Source organism: Vibrio variabilis, assembly GCF_003263785.1.
Classification (GTDB): Bacteria; Pseudomonadota; Gammaproteobacteria; order Enterobacterales; family Vibrionaceae; genus Vibrio; species Vibrio variabilis.
In genome coordinates, this window is record NZ_JYJK01000152.1 from 12,749 (window position 1) to 29,860 (window position 17,112).

Genomic DNA, 17,112 nt, shown 5'->3' on the forward strand with positions numbered 1-17,112 from the left:
ACTGCCCATTGATAACCAAAATCTTGCCAACTTTGAGCACTTTCATCGGTAGGTGGCGTAAGTTGTACACAGCCCGATAACATCACCAATGCCGTAACAATTATTCCTTTTCTAAACATAGATTCTCCTTGTCACTCCATTTGTACGTGCGACAACCCTGTCGGCATCACTGTTTATCAATCCACTTCAAATTGGTATAGGAAGGTGACAGAGCTATAAAGACCTGAAACGGCTTCCACATAGAAATCCTCGATGATGCGGTAGCGCACCGTAAATTCACCTAGTGAGTTGAAAATACCTACGCCGTATTTGACCTGTAATCCAGGTAATACGTAGCCACTTACGGTGACTTGTGAGTCATTACCCGTACCCGCTGTATCGAGTTGAAGATCTTGTACACCAAATGCTTGGCCAATATCACCCACCACCTTACCGCTTCGCGCTAGGCTCAAGCCGATTAGGGTCGTGGTTAAGGCGTTGCCACCGGTTTCACCATCGATATCTTGTCCACGCAACAAGTAGGAGAGCGCGTTTGCCTGTGGCATGGTTGGGTCTGAGAAAATATCAATTTTAGGCTCTGTCGCAAGGCCAGAGACTTTCACACCCGCCTTAACATCATCAGCCGTCGTTTCAGGATTACGGATCGCTGTAATGCTGACATAAGGCTGATCGACTGGACCTGTCATGAGGATCTTACCTTCTTCAATCAGCAAATCCTGACCAAACGAACTGTACGAGCCATCGACGATATTGATTTCCCCTTGAACAAACGGGCCACGGTCTTTCTGAGAAACATGCAACTTGCCCTGCAGTCCCCCTTTGAGACCAAATGCCGAGATGGTAAAGTCATCGCCAATGGAAATTGACACGTCCGTTTCGACATTAAATGGTACCTCTGCCTCTTCATTGACTGGGGTCATATCTGGATTCAGTAACACCTGGTCGCTAGAAACCGCGACCGCACTTTGCGGTAGCTCCTCAACCAAAATACGCCCCCAAGGTAATCCGATAGAACCGGTGATTTTCGCTAATGTCGGGTTGGCCTCAATCGTCATATCTGGCACCACCTTCACTTTCACCATGGGTGGTACGTCGACATTAAGCTCATCGGCAAACACTCTCAACTTAGTTCGCCACGCTTTCAAGTCTTGCCAATTGCCATCACCTTCCAGCTTAAGCTCACCATCATTAGTTTTAATGTTTGCATCAAGCAGCGCGTCGTAACCATTGAAGGCAATATCGACCTTACCAGTCTCAACCTGAATCGGTGAAATATCACCTTGCAACGACAAATCAGCGACAGAGAACTGACCATAGAGCTCAGGATGCAACGCATCACCTTTGATCTTAATATCCGCCGCCAAATTCGCCTTCAGCTGGTTAAACTCACCCACCAGCGGCTGCAAGAAATCGAGGTTAAATGTTGAAAGATTCAGCTCACCATCAATCGTTTTTTGTTCGGCAAGCACGTTTGGCAGGATCACCTTACCTGAGAGATCACCATTGTCAGTGACATCAATCAGCCAACTCGCATCGAGCTTATCGTCAGCTAGGTTTGCTTTAACGCTTACCGACTCCCAACCCACCACCAATGGTGTTTCCAGATTTTGAGTCACGGTACCTTTTGGTAGTGCCACATCCAACTTCACTTGAGGGGATGTTTCAGGCGCCCATTTTGCCCAAGCAGTAATATTGGCACTGCCCTCTACCAGCATGTTTTCTGGGATATAAGCCTTAATTTGGTCAAAGTCGAAGTTCTTCACTGTGACCAAGGCTTCTCCAGACTGTCCCGCCTCGATGTCTTTTTCTAGACACAATCGAGAGTCGGCCTGTTTCCAGCAGTGTGCCGCTACATTGGCCACTTGCTTATCAATATCGACTTTGATTGCCACAGGTTCAGTCAAATCGAGAGGACCTTGCTCAGTCTCAAGGTGCACCTCTGCCAGCTCGCCATCCCAAACTAAATTTGGCTTATCCGAGAGTTTACCGCTGATCGCTAGATTTAAAGACGCTATCTTAGAAACCACATCCAGTGCTAGCGTGTGGGCGGCTTGAGTGCCGGAGAGTGTCAAACTGGCGGAATCGACCTCTTGTTCTTGATACTTAACACCGCGCGCATTGAGTCGTAGATCCGCTTGCGCGCTCTCGATTGGCAAAGGTTTAGCCGTACCGGATAGAGTTAACGCCTCAAGACTTGCTTCGTCCTTCCACTGAATCTTTTCAATACTCAGATCAGTGGCGATATCTGGCTCTTTCATTGCTCCCTTGAGGCTAAGCTTTCCGCGTAGAATGCCCGAGAGATCTGGGACAGATTTCGCGAGCTCAGGGAAATCGATATCGACACTCATATCCCAGTCTTTATCAAGCTTACCCCGAGCATTAAGCTGGTTAGGGCCATGGGCGACCGAAAGTCCCTGGGTATCGACCTTAAACTCTCCTTTACCGGCTTGATCAGACGCATCAAGCTGACCTTTGATATTTATTGGGTAGTTTCTGAGCATGCCGACGATATCTAATGTCGGCACTGAGACTTGCCACCCCCGCATCAGTGAGAGAGCCAGATGTCACTATTTTACCGCTAATATCCCCCTCGGCTTCTGGCCACTGCAAACCCGGCTGAATATTAGTGAGGTTGATATCGCCTTGCCAGTTCACCGGCGCAGACCAGTTCGCCATCACTTGACCAGCAACATTGCCGCCCAATGTGTCAATGGATAGCTTACTCAAATCGATGTGCTCTAAGTCGCCAGTACCCTGCAAATCCACATCAAGGTCAGGGATCTCTTTGCCAGAAGCAGATGCCAACAAATTGACCTCATAGCCTTCTAACGAACCTTTAGCCCCTAAGGTATCAATAGATACTTGGTAGTCCGATTCACCGCTCAATGGCCAGTTCGCCTTAGCGCTCGTTATTGTTGCATCAAATGGAATCGTCGGTTCTAACGGTTGAATTTGCCCCTTTAGTAGACCTGTTATTAGTCCGGAGAACTCACTATCAAGCTGAAGCGTTTGCACACTACCCGAGGCATTGAGCTTAAGCTTCTGCCCGGCAAAATCGGTTTGCTTAAGGTGCGCGCCCAAATCAAGGTCAAGTGGATAACCATCTTTTAGGGTCACCTTGCCTTGCAGATTGGCATCAACCAGAGGCATTTCCAGTTCTAGCGTAGACACACCCACATCGTGCTTACCTGCCTTACCGACGAGTTTGAGTCTATCGACAATCACGGGCTCTGGCTGATCGAGTTTAAAATCGAGGATCTCAATCCCGGTAATATTAACGAATAGGGGGATCAACACCTCAGGCAGCTCAATCGCCGTTGCGGGTTCGTTTGATGCCGCAGGCGCTTCTTCAAACGTTTGTGCGGTTTCCGTTGCGGGTGGCAACGCAACTAACGGAGAGGTTAACTTTGTCTTACCGACAGTTAAGTTAGAGCCCGTCATCGACAATGAAGTAGAAAAACTATCCCAACTCACCTTGGTGCCCAAAATATCCAATTGGATATCGTCAAAATTGACGTGACCAATCGCGACAGGAATTGGCAGTGTTATTTTAGTTAATGGCTCTGTCGGCTCTGGAGAAGGCTCACTGGGCGCGACCTCTGGCATGCTAAAATCAAGCCCTTGAATCGACAGTTCATTTACGCAGACTCTTGGATCTGACAAGCAATTGAGATCGACAGCCAGCGTCAATGATTGCGCAGTTAAGTCAACAAACAAGCTTTCATCTTTAAAGCTCACATCATTGATCGTGAACCTGGGAAACAGTGCACCTTGTGTCTCGCCAGCCTCAAATTGCGGCAACGCTTTGTTTACCCCCCACAAAATGCTGTTAAGACCGGCATTGGTAAACAGAGCAAACGCCAGTGTTGCGAGGAGCAGTAAAATCAGAGTAATCAGGCCAATAGAACACCATTTGGTGACTTGCCAAACTTTCGACATCATAGTTCAGGCCCTAAGCTAAAGTGAATGCGCCATTCGGCTTGCGGTTTCGTATCCAATCCTTTTGCATAATCGAATTTAACGGGGCCGACTGGAGAGACCCAACGTATGCCAAAACCGGCACCACGCTTCCATTCGGGATCGTCATCAAAGGCATCACCAACATCAAAAAAGGTTGCCGCCCACCAGTTACCCGTTAAACGATATTGATATTCAAGGCTGCTGGTCGCGAGATATTGGCCACCGGTTTTATTGCCCGCATCATCGACAGGGGAGATACTCTCATAATCGTAACCACGCACACTGTTGTCACCACCGGCATAGAAACGCAATGATGGGGAAAGTTTAGAAGGGTCACTGGCAATGTTGGCGCCAATGTCAACTTTGAACAAGCCTCGGTGGTTCTCACCAATACTAGAAATCCAAGTTGAAGTTCCGCGAAGTCTAAACACCGAGGTTTCAGAGAGCGCTCGCTCATCACCCACTTCAAACATAATGGTTTGCTTGTTGCCACTCATGGGTAAGACGCCACCGCGCGAGACTACGCGAGAATAGGAAAGCCCGGGCAACACAAACTGACCAAGCTCTCCCTGCGCATTAAATTCATAGTTCTCAATCAAATATCGTAAGTAAGCGGTTCGATGCCAGCCACTGTCCAACACCCAATGGCGCTCGAACGACAGGTTCGATTCCAAGGTCTTTTTGTCGCTTCGGTTGACGTTTTTCAGACCATACTGAATGACGTAGTAATCTTTGAGCACATCGTCGAGTGGGATCTTATAGCTCGCCGTTACCTGCTGCTCAGGGAGAGATAAATCCAAACTGGTTTTGAAACTGTGACCATGTTCGTTGAGCCACGGCTTTTTCCAGCCAAATTTCACTTTTGCTCCCACGTCAGTGGAATAACCGAGACCGGTTTCAAACTGATTTCGCACTTGAGGAGCCAATGACACTTTCATTGGTAGCTCACGCCCTTTGCCCACTTCCGACAGATCAGGCTCGACAAATACTGATGAAAACCACTCAGTGTTGGATAAGTTTTGGTTATGCTCCCCCACCTTAGCAACTTGATACTCATCGCCAATTTTATAAGGCTGCAATGACTGCACCTTCTGAATGTCAATTTGACTGCCAGTTATGGTTGCCTTACCAAACTGATAACGAATACCACTGTCATAATGAAGCCTCACAATCGCTTCATTCCGCTCCGGGATAACCTCGAGACGGCTCATAGTATACACACCATCAAAGTAGCCTTTTTGCAGCGCTAAATTACGAATGCCCGATTTCAAACTGTCATATTGATTGTGATTGAGTGTATCGCCCTCTTTGAGCGGCGAGATACGAATGAGGCGCATGAAATCCTCATCCTTTTCAGCTTCACCCGTCAGTTGAACATCCACCAGCTTGATGCGAGTTGGCGGTCCTGGGTTAACCTTGACCGTCAATTCATCGCCACGCTCATTCACAGAAAAATCGATCTTGGCGTTGTAATGCCCAGAGCATTGAGCGCTTCGTTGATTTCTTTGGTGAGTCGAGATTGGAATCGCAGCGACGTCGAGTATTCATTCACCGCGATCGCGGATACATAGGCATTGACGTTATCTTGAAGCGCGCCACTTAATCCTTGAACATCCAAAGACACGCTCTCATCAGCAAAAGCGAGTGCGGGCGATAAGGTCAAGAATAGCGGTGGTAAAAGTCTCTTTATCATGCTTTATTGTGAGGCTGTGATGCGTTTATTTTTGTTGTTACGTAGAATGATAACTCTGATTGATAGAGAAGTCTGTAGACAAGGGTGAAACAGATAAGTCATTGCACTCATTTTGTTTTCAGACGCTTTGCACTTGAAATTCTAGTCTAAAAAAGGAACTGACGATGCGTAAACAAGAAATGATTTCCGCCGACCAAGCGCTCCCGGGTAGAGATAGCGCCATAGCGAATATGGAGCCGCACTTTATCAATCAATCTGACCTTTACGCACCGCTTAATGCACAGCAAGAGAGTATTGTTTTAGGGTTGGGCTGTTTTTGGGGTGCTGAGCGCTTGTTTTGGCAATTGCCGGGCGTGGTTTCGACCTCTGTAGGCTACTCTGGTGGCTTTACGCCAAACCCGACCTACGAAGAGGTCTGCAGCGGCTTAACCGGCCATGCCGAAGTGGTTCGTATCGTGTTTGATACCACGCAAACCTCTCTAGCCACCATCTTGCGCACATTTTGGGAAAAGCACGACCCGACTCAAGGAATGCGTCAAGGCAACGATATCGGCACTCAATATCGCTCAGCGATTTACACCGCGAATGATGATCAAGCTGAAATTGCAAAGCAAATGCAGCAACAATATCAACAAGCGCTCGGCGATGCTGGCATCACCACTGAAATAGCCCCTCTTGGTGAGTACTATTTTGCCGAGGTCTACCATCAACAATACTTGGCGAAAAACCCAAATGGCTACTGCGGCATTGGTGGCACAGGTGTGTGCTTCCCACCAGAGTTAAGCTAGTATCAACAAAAATGCCCTCGCATTAGCGAGGGCATTTCACATAAATTTTTTGGCCTTTTTAGAGCGCCAGTGCGGCAATCTCTCCGTTTATCTCTCTAAATGCCACCAGCTTTTGCTTGTCTTCGACTTCAGGTAACAGCACCTTGCCGTTATCAAAACGAAACAAACCAATACCTGCAATAAAAAACTGCCCCTTAAACAGCGTCTTTACGAACTTCGCAATCTGACGCGGACGATAAACCGTGAACTTACGCAGCATAACCTAACCTCAATATCCGTTTGAGTACATCTAATCGTGACCACATTTCTGCGAGTCATTTCGCAATATAGTTTGCGTTCGATTGAAATTATACTCGAAATTCTTGAGGACACAAACAAAAGTTAACAACTTTGCAACAAACTATAAATTGCTGTTATGCTTGAAATGATTTTATTGAGAGACAGACAATTCTTGGTCAAATCATCATTATTTACATTGTGGCTGACCTTGAGTTCGCCTAAGGTAGCCGCCCACTACAAAGTAACGGAAACTATTACAATGAAACTAAAGCCTCTCCTAACTCTCGCTATGCTGCTGGTGCCAGCATTTGCTATGGCAACCAACCTACAAGTCGGTGGAAATGCTCGCTCTGTATCGGTCAGTGATCACGGTGAACTTATCCTAAGCAACGACGCGATCAACTACCAAGCATGGAGCACTAATGACATGCTAGGCAAAGTGCGTGTCATCCAAGCTATCGCTGGCCGCAGCAGCTCAAAAGAGATGAATGCACCGCTGATGGCTGCCATTACCGCTGCCGATTTTCCAAAAGAAAGCTATCAAACTACAACCATCATCAACCAAGACGATGCAATGTGGGGCACCAGTTCATTTGTTAAGTCTTCCGCGGAAGACAGCAAAAAAGAGTTTCCTTGGTCATCAATGGTACTAGACAAACATGGCCTGGTGGCGAACGCTTGGCAACTTGCAGAAGAAAGCTCAGCAATTATCGTTCAGGATAAACAAGGTAAAATCCTCTATGTTAAAGAAGGTGCGCTCAGCGAAGCTGACATTCAGCAAGTACTGAGCCTGGTTACTGACAACATCTAATTGACAGTTAAAGATTCTGAGAAGGAGCCCTTGCGGCTCCTTTTTTGTTGTTTTCCGGTCAGAAAGCTCAGGCTGAATGTTGTTTCCGCTGGAAAAAATATTTGTTTGTTATAACATAACAAACAACAGTTAAACGAGAACCGATCGCATCGTTCTCACCAGAAACCTTTGCACTAGGCTACTTCAACAGCCTATTTACCTGCATTGGTGCTCACTACTTTTACTTCGCTATTTAAGGATTAATCATGAAACTGAAGATGACACTCTTAGCTGGACTTGTTGTATCGCAGTTCGCTGTCGCTGAAGACCAATTTCGCCAGCATGATGCCCATGTGCATGGTCATGTAGAATTTAACATTGCTCAAGATGGTCAAGATCTTTTAGTGGAAATCACCGCTCCAGGCGCTGATGTAGTGGGCTTTGAACACGCACCAAAGACGGATGCAGAAAAATCAGCTATCGCTGATGCCACAGCAAAACTGAACAATGTAAATAGCATTCTAACGATTCCAGCGGCTGCGAACTGTAAACTGGTTGAGGCTCATATTGAAAACACGCTAGAGAAAGACGAGCATGATCACCATGGTGAGCATAAAGATCATGATGATCACAAAGGTCACGACCATCACGACGATCATAAGGGACATGATCATGAAGGTCATGACCACCACGACGACCATAAAGAACACGATGACCACGAGCATCATGACGAGCACAAAGGTCACGACCACGACCACGACCACGACCACGACCATCATGATGGCCACGGTGAATTCTCAATTCAATACCAATTCTCCTGTGAAGACGTTGCTAAAGTCTCGCAAATTGATACACAGTGGTTTACACACTTCCCTGCAACTGAGAAAGTATCAGTAAACCTGCTAACGGATAGCGCACAATCAGCAACGGAACTGACATCAGGTAGCACAACTATTAAATTCTAAACCGTCCAACTCTCAGGCCTCGCCCGAGGCTTGAGGGTAGTTTTTAGAGGACACTATGGCTAGCGTAATCGAACTTACAGACGTCACATTTAAGTGGCAGCCCGACCAAGCTCCAACTCTTGATATTCCCTCTCTTATTATCAAACAAGGTGAGCATTTATTTCTCAAAGGCCCAAGTGGCAGTGGTAAATCGACATTGCTCGGTTTGCTTACTGGTATAAATACGGCCACCAGCGGGGATATCTTGGCACTCAATCAAAACTTAACGGCTCTTTCAGCGTCAAAACGCGATAGATTTCGCGCCGACCACATCGGCTATGTTTTTCAACAGTTTAATTTGATCCCATATTTGTCGGTCATCGACAATGTCACGCTGCCTTGCCACTTTTCGCAAAGACGCAAAGAGAAGGTATCTGGCTCGCTAGCTAATGAAGCTAAGCGACTGCTTGATCATTTGCGTCTGCCGTCAAATTTGCTACAAAAACCCGTGATTGAACTCAGTATTGGTCAGCAGCAACGCGTCGCGGCTGCAAGAGCACTCATCGGCCAGCCCGAATTTCTGATTGCTGACGAACCGACCTCAGCCTTAGATCACGACAATCGTGAAGCCTTCATCGAGCTACTCATGGAACAAGCGAACCGCGCTGAATCGACACTCATTTTCGTCAGCCACGATCCAACGCTCGAGCCTTTATTCAAGCGCACTGAAAACCTACAAGACATTAATCAAGTGAGGCCGCTATGAGCATCACATTAAAGCTGGCATGGAAAAGCCTGCTGAATCGCAAAACCACGGCACTGCTCACCATTCTGACGGTGGCGATTTCCGTTATTTTGCTAATGGGTGTTGAGCGCATTCGAACTCAAGCAAAAAGCAGCTTTGCCAACACGATTTCTGGCACAGACTTAATTGTGGGTGGTCGCTCCGGACAAGTGAACTTATTGCTCTACTCAGTATTTCGTATTGGTAATGCGACCAACAATATCGACTGGAAGAGTTTCGAAGAATTTAGCAATCATCGCGCGGTAAAATGGGCGATCCCTATCTCTCTCGGCGATTCTCATCGCGGATTTCGAGTGATGGGCACCAATCACAGCTACTTTGAGCACTATCAATATGGTCAAAAGCAGCACCTCTCTCTGAGTAAAGGAGAAGAGTTCGACAACCTATTTGAAGCGGTTATTGGCTCTGAGGTTGCTAAGAAGCTTGGCTATGACATCGGCACTGAGATCGTTATTGCTCATGGCATCAGCGATGTGGGTTTCAGCCGCCATGAAAACACGCCATTTAAAGTGGTCGGTATCTTAGCACCTACGGGCACTCCAGTGGATAAAACCGTTCATGTGTCACTCGAAGCCATCGAAGCGATTCACGTTGGTTGGGAGTCTGGCGCAAACCTTGGTAACAATCCAAGTAAAGAGCAACTGCTCGAAATGGATTTCCATCCCAAGCAAATTACGGCGATGATGATTGGACTGAAAAGTAAAATCCAAACCTTCGCCTTACAACGCCAGATCAACACCTATAAGCAAGAGCCACTCAGCGCAATCCTCCAGGTATTGCCTTGCATGAGCTATGGGGCATGATGAGCGTCGCGGAGCAAGCGCTATTGATTGTCTCTGTGTTTGTGGTTGTAGCCGGTCTTATGGGCATGTTATCGAGCCTCTTAACTAGCCTTCAGGAGCGTCGCCGCGAAATGGCAATTCTCAGAGCAATGGGGCAAGGCCGCGCCATGTGTTCGTATTGCTGATTAGTGAAGCCACGGTTTTGACCACCATAGGTATCATTTGCGGTGTGGGTGGTATGTATGCGATGCTTGCGGTCGCAGCGCCAATCATTACCTCAAATTACGGGATTAATATTGCCTTATCTGGGATCAGTTCACATGAATGGATGCTACTTGGGTTTGTGCAGTTAGCAGGCATTATTATTGGCTTCTTCCCTGCGCTGCGTGCGTACAGACAATCATTAAGTGATGGCATGACCATCCGTATTTAGTGGGACTTCGATGAAAACCTTGAAAACGCTACTTTGTGGCTTATTGTTATCCCTGAGCGTGCTGGCTGCGCCACTGGCGATGGCTGAAACTGACTCAGATGTATTAACACTCGATTGGATTGATCTCATTCCGGAGAAAGAGCGCAATCAGTTTGATGCGATGGGGATGCCTTCAGTCGATCACTCCGGTGGCGTGATGGAACAATCGAAAGTCGGTACCGTGCGCCAAGAACTCAATGGCAGTAAGGTAAAAATCCCTGGCTTCGTTATCCCACTCGAAGGGGATGAAAATGCGGTAACGGAATTTCTATTGGTACCCTACTTCGGTGCCTGTATCCACGTTCCACCACCGCCTCCAAACCAAATCATCTACGTGAAGTTCAAGGAAGGCGCGCCTGTACACCGTCTATGGGATGTGATTTATGTTGTTGGTACGCTAAAAACAGAAACCATCGACTCAGAGCTAGCACAGACTGGCTACTTAATCGATGGTTATGAGATTGAAGACTACGATGATGGTTATGACGAAGCCGAGTGATTGTCAAAGCGAGTAGTCGTAAGATACGAAATCGCGTGCTAGGTTGTTAGCCTATTAATGTGGACAGATAGCCTAGTACGCCAATATAAACACACATCAGCAATGCCACCGAGACATGCTTTTTCATTTTGCTCTGTGGCGCGTGACTCTCTAATGAGTGATTGTCTCTTGAGTGCCTCATAACGCCCTCCTCTATTATGAAGCATAAACTTAACAAAATTTTAGCATTTATCCTAGAGTTTTTACAACCGCTTCTCGCTCCCACCATTTTCGGACATCAGCTCACATAAATTACGCTGGTTTTTGCACGAAATTCCCGCTAAATTGAAGACTTATTGCACATTATTGCTTCGTTTTCGCTTCATATTGAGTCTGAGTAATGAGTCATCATCCCGTTGAGAGCAAGCCTGCTAAAGTAGAATCTAACTCTTCCACTGAGTCTGGGCAAAAGAAAGCCCATCACATGAAAGACAGCGCCAGCCGTTTGCGCGCGATTGCCGAATCTCATTACCTCGACGCCCTGATCCGTGAGGAAACGCCAAGCCAGTCATTGTTTGAACGAGCCATGCTGCGTGAAAAACAAGGCAAAGAGCAGCGCCAGAAGAACCTTGAGCAGATAATCAAAGCGGCGATGGCAGCCTGCAAAAACGAAGTGGCGGGAGAGCCTGATTTTGACTGGTTAGTGCGCTATTTTGATATGGCGAAAGAGATCCACAACTCGTCGATGCAGAAGCTTTGGGCGCAAGTGCTAAAACGAGAAATCACTAACCCCGGTGCCACTTCAATGAAGGCACTAAAAACACTTCGAGACATGACTCCTAAAGAAGCGCAAACCCTGCAAAGAGCCTCCTCTCTAGCTTGCAGCTTTGGGACTGACAGTAGTCGAAAATTGTTATTAGGCATTAAGCATCACTCCGGATTATTCAGTTTTTCTCGCCGCGAGAGTGTGGATGAGTTGAGTTTGGGCGAATTTCAGTTGCCCTACTCTAGTATCCTACTTTTGGTTGAATTAGGAGTGTTGTTGGCGACAGAACTTGAATCGGGAGAGATTAATAGAGAAGCGCCACTGAAGCTGAGCTATCAAGGCCAAGAAATGACCCTGACCGCAAAGAGCAAGGGCATCGTCCTAACCTACTATCGATTTACGCCAACAGGCAATGAGTTATGTCAGCTTCTTGGTCATCGCAGCAATGCGCAGTATCAAGAGCAGTTGGTGGCACTACTGAACAGAAAGTTTGTGGTCAAAGGTGAGCTGCCCACCTCATTTCATCATAAGGTGTAGCAGCCCTATTGATTAACGTATAACGCGCTTATCTTTAAGTACCGTTAAACATTGCTCCACCAGCTGTGCGACCGTGCTGTCACCGGCTTTGAGATGGATTTCTGGATTAAGCGGCGCTTCATATTCAGAATCGATACCCGTAAAGTTCGGTATTTCGCCAGCGCGTGCTTTCTTATACAGACCTTTGGGATCGCGTGATTCACACACCTCTAGGCTCGCATCGACAAACACTTCCATAAACTCGCCATCAGGCAAAAGGTCACGAACCAAGGCGCGCTCCTCACGATGCGGAGAGATAAACGCAGAGAGGACAATCAGACCTGCGTCCGCCATTAACTTAGCCAGCTCGCCAACACGGCGAATGTTTTCTCGACGGTCTTGCTCCGAAAATCCTAAGTCACGACAAAGTCCGTGTCTTACATTATCACCATCCAACAAATAGGTATGGTAGCCAAGGCTTGCTAGTTCTGTTTCCAGCGCGCCAGCGACCGTGGATTTGCCTGCCCCCGATAAGCCAGTAAACCACAGTACCACCGGCTGCTGTTTTTTCAGTTCAGCGCGCTCTGACTTGGTCACCACATGTTGATGCCAAATCACGTTTTCATCTTTTTCGATCGTGTCAGAGGCTTGTACAGTATTCGACATAACTCGTCCTTAGGTAACGCCGTTAAAAAGGAAAAAAGTAAGGGATAAGCGCGAGCACCAACACCGAGTAAACGATGGAGATGGGAATGCCAATCCGCATGTAATCTTTAAGCTGATAATTACCCACGCTATACACCAATAGATTGGTCTGATAGCCATAGGGAGAGACAAAGCTTGCGCTCGCTCCGAATAGCACTGCCATGATAAACGGCATAGGATCGACACCATAGGCCACCGACATGCTGTAGCCAATCGGGAATGCCAGCGCAGCTGCGGCATTGTTAGTGACTAATTCGGTCAATATGAGTGTTACTAAGTAAGTGGCCACTAACGCACCGAATACGCCCCAGCCGTTGAACATCTCAATGAACATGTCACCCATGCGCTCAGAAAGGCCAGTAGAAATCATCAGTTGAGCAATGGAAAGCGCAGAGCCGACGATCACCACAATATCAGTTGGGAAGCGGCGGCGCAGCTCGCCCAAATTAACGATACCAAACGCCAACACCGCGATTAGATACAGTGCAAGCCCTTTGATGATAGGCAGTACGTTAGTGAGTGCTAACGCAATGACAGCAACAAAGCCAAACAGAACATAGCTAGACTTCACTAAATCAAGCTTGGCACTGGAGTCTAAATCGTTAATAAGCACGAACTCTTTGCGATGCTGACGACGAAGTGCCTCAAAGCGTTTACCCGGAGCGAGTACTAACGTATCCCCCGCTTGCAGGATAATATTGCCAAGCCCACCTTCCAAACGTTCATGACCGCGACGAATCGCCACGACCACCGCATCAAAGCGATCTCGAAACTGACTCGATTTGAGGGTGTTATTGCAAAATGTCGCCGACGAGCTGACTACCACCTCCAGTAGATTCTGTCCGTTGAGGTGATGCTGACCAAAAAAGGTTAAGCCGGTAATTTCTTGTAGCGTCGCGACACTTTCCACGTCACCACAAAACAGTAGGCGGTCCTTAGCTTCTAATACAAAGTCAGGGCCAACCGATGCCAACGTTTGACCATCACGAACCACCTCGGCAAGGAAAAGCTTACGCAATGCTCTGAGGTTATTCTCGGCGATACTGCGTCCCACCAGCGGTGAGCCAGATTCTACTCGTGCTTCTAAAAAATACGGTAGATCATCTTGGTTGGTGTCATCGTAGTTCGGTAAGAAGTAGCTAAGCGGAATTAATACCAACACACCACCGAGCAATACGCTCAAGCCAATCCAAGTTGGCTCGAAAAAGCCTAAGCTTGGTAAGCCTACATCCTCAACAAAGCTGTTAATTATCAGGTTGGTTGAGGTACCAATCAGCGTCAGTGTGCCGCCTAGAATGGCAGCATAAGATAGCGGTATCAGTAACTTGGATGGCGCATGGCGCTGATTACGCTTAATAGCACCAATTAACGAGACGACCACTGCCGTGTTGTTAGTGAACGAGGAAAGCAGTGCAGTCGAGATACCTAACTTAGCAACCACAGCCCCTAAACGCCCCGTCGCAATTGAGCGGCTGACCCAGCTAATTAGTCGTGTTTTCTCCAGCGCTGCTGAGGACAAAATCAGTAACACCAGTGTGAGCAGCGATGAGTTGGTGAAATTACTCGCAACCGCATTGATATCTATCATGCCAGCAATAAACGCCAAAAACGCAGCGCCTGCAAAAATAAGGCTCGGTTTGATCTGGGTTGCTATCAAGCAAGTGATGATAGACATCAGCAAAGCCAGCACCACTCCTTGTTCCCACATCATCCTATTCCTTATGCAAAGTCACTGCGTTGTTCTTGTGAGCTCTAGCGATCGCTAGAGCTCATGGTTACGGTTATATAACGGTGGTTATATTTTCGCGTCCCACTCAGGGAAGTGCTTCATGATCAGAGCCTTAAGCTCTTTCTCAAAGGCGCCCATACGCTCTTGTGGTGAACGCTGCTCTTCCGCTAAAGCTTCACGAACAAGGCCTGCACCCACTGTCACGTTGGTGAGACGATCAATCACAATAAAACCACCGGTATCTTGAACCGAATCGTAGCTATCAATCGCTACCGCTTCCGTCAGTGACCACTCACACAAACCGATACCGTTTAGTGGCAGTGACTCTGCCTCAAACGATTTAAGCGAGTTGATGTCATACTGATGGCGAATCGCGTCCAACTGACCTTGCGTTTTCTTACCCGCAATTTTGATGTCGTAGCTGCGACTGCCGCTAGCGCTCATCCGTCATCCATACCACATCCGCCAGTAGACGATTTGATGACGCAACGCGTGCGTCTTGCTTAACAATCAAGTCACCACGGCTGATATCAATCTCATCAGTCAGCGTTAACGTCACTGCTTGACCTGCAAATGCACTCGGTAAATCACCATCAAAGGTCACGATGCGCTCGACTTTAGACGTCTTACCAGACGGCAACGCTTTAATCTCATCGCCAACGCGGATTTCACCAGAGCCAATCGTGCCAGCAAAACCACGGAAATCGAGATTAGGTCGGTTAACGTACTGCACCGGGAAGCGGAACTCGCCTTGCTGTTTGCCTTGGTCGATATCCACTTTCTCTAGTAGATCGAGCAATGGCTCACCTTGATACCAGCTCATCTTGTCACTGAGATCGACAACGTTGTCGCCCTCTAGGCAGAGATCGGGATCATCTGAATGTCGATGTCTTTACCTAGGTTCTCTGAGAAAGTCAGATACTCATCGCGGATCTCTTCATAGCGCTGCTGTGAGTAGTCGACCAAATCCATCTTGTTCACCGCAACAATAAAGTGCTTTAGACCAAGCAGGCTGGAAATAAATGAGTGACGACGCGTTTGATCGAGTACACCTTTACGCGCATCAATCAAGATCACGGCAAGATCACACGTCGATGCGCCCGTTGCCATGTTTCGCGTGTACTGCTCATGCCCCGGAGTATCGGCAATGATGAACTTACGTTTTTGGGTCGAGAAGTAGCGGTATGCCACATCAATCGTGATCCCTTGTTCACGTTCTGCCTGTAAGCCATCTACAAGCAAGGCTAAATCTGGTTTTTCACCAGTCGTACCAACACGTTGACTGTCTGAGTGAACAGCCGCTAGTTGATCTTCATAAATTTGTTTCGAGTCGTGGAGCAAGCGTCCAATTAAGGTACTTTTACCATCATCAACTGAGCCACACGTTAGGAATCGAAGTAACGATTTGTACTGGTGCTGACTCAGGTAACCTTCAATACCGAGTTCGGCAAGTTGTGCTTCTACTGCGCTGTTCATAGTCTGTTCCTTCGATCCTTAAAAGTATCCTTGACGTTTCTTAAGCTCCATCGATCCTGACTGATCGTGGTCGATCGCTCGTCCTTGCCTCTCACTTGAGGTCGCGACGAGCATCTCTTCGATAATTCCAGTAAGTGTGGTTGCTTCCGACTCAATAGCACCGGTCAATGGGTAACAGCCAAGCGTTCTAAAGCGCACACTCTTATGCTCAACCGTTTCATCAGGGCCGATTTCCATGCGATCATCGTCCACCATGATCAACATACCATCGCGCTCGACCACTGGACGTGGTGCTGCAAGATACAAAGGCACGATTTCAATGCCTTCTAGCAAGATGTATTGCCAAATATCGAGCTCGGTCCAGTTAGAAAGTGGGAACACACGGATGCTCTCACCTTTGTTGATTTGACCGTTGTAGGTTTTCCACAGCTCTGGCCGCTGGTTCTTCGGATCCCATGTATGGTTCTTGTCGCGGAATGAATAGACACGCTCTTTAGCGCGAGACTTCTCTTCATCACGACGTGCACCACCGAATGCCGCATCAAAACCGTATTTGTTGAGCGCCTGCTTTAGACCTTGAGTCTTCATAATGTCGGTATGCTTGGACGAACCATGCACAAACGGGCTACAGCCCATGGCTAGACCTTCTGGGTTCTTGTGCACCAAAAGCTCAAATCCGTAGTTCTTTGCTGTACGGTCGCGAAATTCAATCATCTCTTTGAACTTCCAATCGGTATCCACGTGTAGCAACGGGAACGGGATCTTACCTGGGTAAAATGCCTTACGCGCTAAGTGCAGCATCACCGACGAGTCTTTACCGATGGAGTACATCATGACGGGATTATCAAATTCCGCCGCGACCTCGCGGATGATGTGAATACTTTCCGCTTCCAACTGTTTAAGGTGTGTGAGTCTTTCTTGGTCCATGA

At 47.6% G+C, this 17,112-nt stretch carries 10 protein-coding genes and 4 pseudogenes; 7 read left to right on the forward strand and 7 right to left on the reverse strand.

All coding sequences use genetic code 11. From position 1 onward, the window contains the following. Window positions 1-176 precede the first annotated feature (176 nt). Both tamB and tamA read right to left on the reverse strand, forming a co-directional pair. Window positions 177-3,942: pseudogene (gene tamB, locus TZ48_RS23980) on the reverse strand (autotransporter assembly complex protein TamB). Continuing rightward, window positions 3,939-5,653, reverse strand: a pseudogene (tamA, locus tag TZ48_RS23985) (autotransporter assembly complex protein TamA). The pseudogenes tamB and tamA overlap by 4 nt, the downstream one beginning before the upstream one ends. A 164-nt stretch (window positions 5,654-5,817) precedes the next feature. On the opposite strand from tamA, the gene msrA reads away from it, so the two are divergent. Beyond that, complete coding sequence (gene msrA / locus TZ48_RS23990; RefSeq protein WP_112481228.1) at window positions 5,818-6,441, forward strand: peptide-methionine (S)-S-oxide reductase MsrA; 624 nt, start codon at window positions 5,818-5,820, stop codon at window positions 6,439-6,441. 58 nt (window positions 6,442-6,499) lie between these two features. Here the strand turns inward: msrA and TZ48_RS23995 are convergent, their stop codons facing one another. Continuing rightward, window positions 6,500-6,700, reverse strand: coding sequence for a DUF1107 domain-containing protein (locus TZ48_RS23995; protein ID WP_112481230.1), 201 nt, complete (start codon window positions 6,698-6,700; stop codon window positions 6,500-6,502). Between the two features lie 279 nt (window positions 6,701-6,979). Between TZ48_RS23995 and TZ48_RS24000 the strand changes: the two genes are divergently transcribed. From TZ48_RS24000 to TZ48_RS24025, 6 genes and pseudogenes are all read left to right on the forward strand, one after another. Next, window positions 6,980-7,531 (forward strand): YtfJ family protein, encoded by a 552-nt coding sequence (locus TZ48_RS24000; RefSeq protein ID WP_112481232.1) that lies wholly within the window; start codon window positions 6,980-6,982, stop codon window positions 7,529-7,531. A 245-nt stretch (window positions 7,532-7,776) separates the two neighbouring features. Continuing rightward, a complete protein-coding gene (gene zrgA / locus TZ48_RS24005; RefSeq protein WP_112481234.1) occupies window positions 7,777-8,475 on the forward strand; it encodes a zinc uptake protein ZrgA in 699 nt (232 codons plus the stop codon). A 55-nt stretch (window positions 8,476-8,530) separates the two neighbouring features. Next, window positions 8,531-9,220, forward strand: coding sequence for an ABC transporter ATP-binding protein (locus TZ48_RS24010; RefSeq protein WP_112481236.1), 690 nt, complete (start codon window positions 8,531-8,533; stop codon window positions 9,218-9,220). Then, window positions 9,217-10,474, forward strand: a pseudogene (locus tag TZ48_RS24015) (ABC transporter permease). Before TZ48_RS24010 ends, TZ48_RS24015 begins: the two are co-directional and overlap by 4 nt. 79 nt (window positions 10,475-10,553) lie before the next feature. Beyond that, window positions 10,554-11,012: a DUF3299 domain-containing protein gene (locus TZ48_RS24020; protein ID WP_420822982.1), complete on the forward strand. Its 459-nt coding sequence runs from the start codon at window positions 10,554-10,556 to the stop codon at window positions 11,010-11,012. Between the two features lie 379 nt (window positions 11,013-11,391). After that, on the forward strand, window positions 11,392-12,294 hold the full coding sequence (locus TZ48_RS24025; protein WP_112481238.1) for a TIGR03899 family protein: 903 nt from the start codon (window positions 11,392-11,394) through the stop codon (window positions 12,292-12,294). 12 nt (window positions 12,295-12,306) lie between these two features. Here TZ48_RS24025 and cysC read toward each other — a convergent pair whose 3' ends face one another. The 4 genes and pseudogenes from cysC to cysD form a co-directional block, all read right to left on the reverse strand. Beyond that, window positions 12,307-12,939 (reverse strand): adenylyl-sulfate kinase, encoded by a 633-nt coding sequence (gene cysC, locus TZ48_RS24030; protein WP_112481240.1) that lies wholly within the window; start codon window positions 12,937-12,939, stop codon window positions 12,307-12,309. Window positions 12,940-12,961: 22 nt separating this feature from the next. Next, window positions 12,962-14,686, reverse strand: coding sequence for an SLC13 family permease (locus tag TZ48_RS24035; protein WP_112481242.1), 1,725 nt, complete (start codon window positions 14,684-14,686; stop codon window positions 12,962-12,964). A gap of 87 nt (window positions 14,687-14,773) precedes the next feature. Further along, window positions 14,774-16,183, reverse strand: a pseudogene (gene cysN, locus TZ48_RS24040) (sulfate adenylyltransferase subunit CysN). Between the two features lie 18 nt (window positions 16,184-16,201). Continuing rightward, the gene (gene cysD, locus TZ48_RS24045) at window positions 16,202-17,110 is read right to left on the reverse strand and encodes a sulfate adenylyltransferase subunit CysD (RefSeq protein ID WP_042502781.1); all 909 of its coding nucleotides are present in this window, start codon (window positions 17,108-17,110) and stop codon (window positions 16,202-16,204) included. Between the last annotated feature and the right edge of the window lie 2 nt (window positions 17,111-17,112).

Bases quoted from the DNA above. Each gene is read 5' to 3' on its own strand.
- zrgA (WP_112481234.1), top strand. From the start codon at position 7,777: ATGAAACTGAAGATGACACTCTTAGCTGGACTTGTTGTATCGCAGTTC.
- TZ48_RS24025 (WP_112481238.1), top strand. From the start codon at position 11,392: ATGAGTCATCATCCCGTTGAGAGCAAGCCTGCTAAAGTAGAATCTAAC.
- TZ48_RS24010 (WP_112481236.1), top strand. From the start codon at position 8,531: ATGGCTAGCGTAATCGAACTTACAGACGTCACATTTAAGTGGCAGCCC.
- TZ48_RS24035 (WP_112481242.1), bottom strand. From the start codon at position 14,686: ATGTGGGAACAAGGAGTGGTGCTGGCTTTGCTGATGTCTATCATCACT.
- TZ48_RS24000 (WP_112481232.1), top strand. From the start codon at position 6,980: ATGAAACTAAAGCCTCTCCTAACTCTCGCTATGCTGCTGGTGCCAGCA.
- cysD (WP_042502781.1), bottom strand. From the start codon at position 17,110: ATGGACCAAGAAAGACTCACACACCTTAAACAGTTGGAAGCGGAAAGT.
- cysC (WP_112481240.1), bottom strand. From the start codon at position 12,939: ATGTCGAATACTGTACAAGCCTCTGACACGATCGAAAAAGATGAAAAC.
- TZ48_RS23995 (WP_112481230.1), bottom strand. From the start codon at position 6,700: ATGCTGCGTAAGTTCACGGTTTATCGTCCGCGTCAGATTGCGAAGTTC.
- TZ48_RS24020 (WP_420822982.1), top strand. From the start codon at position 10,554: ATGGCTGAAACTGACTCAGATGTATTAACACTCGATTGGATTGATCTC.
- msrA (WP_112481228.1), top strand. From the start codon at position 5,818: ATGCGTAAACAAGAAATGATTTCCGCCGACCAAGCGCTCCCGGGTAGA.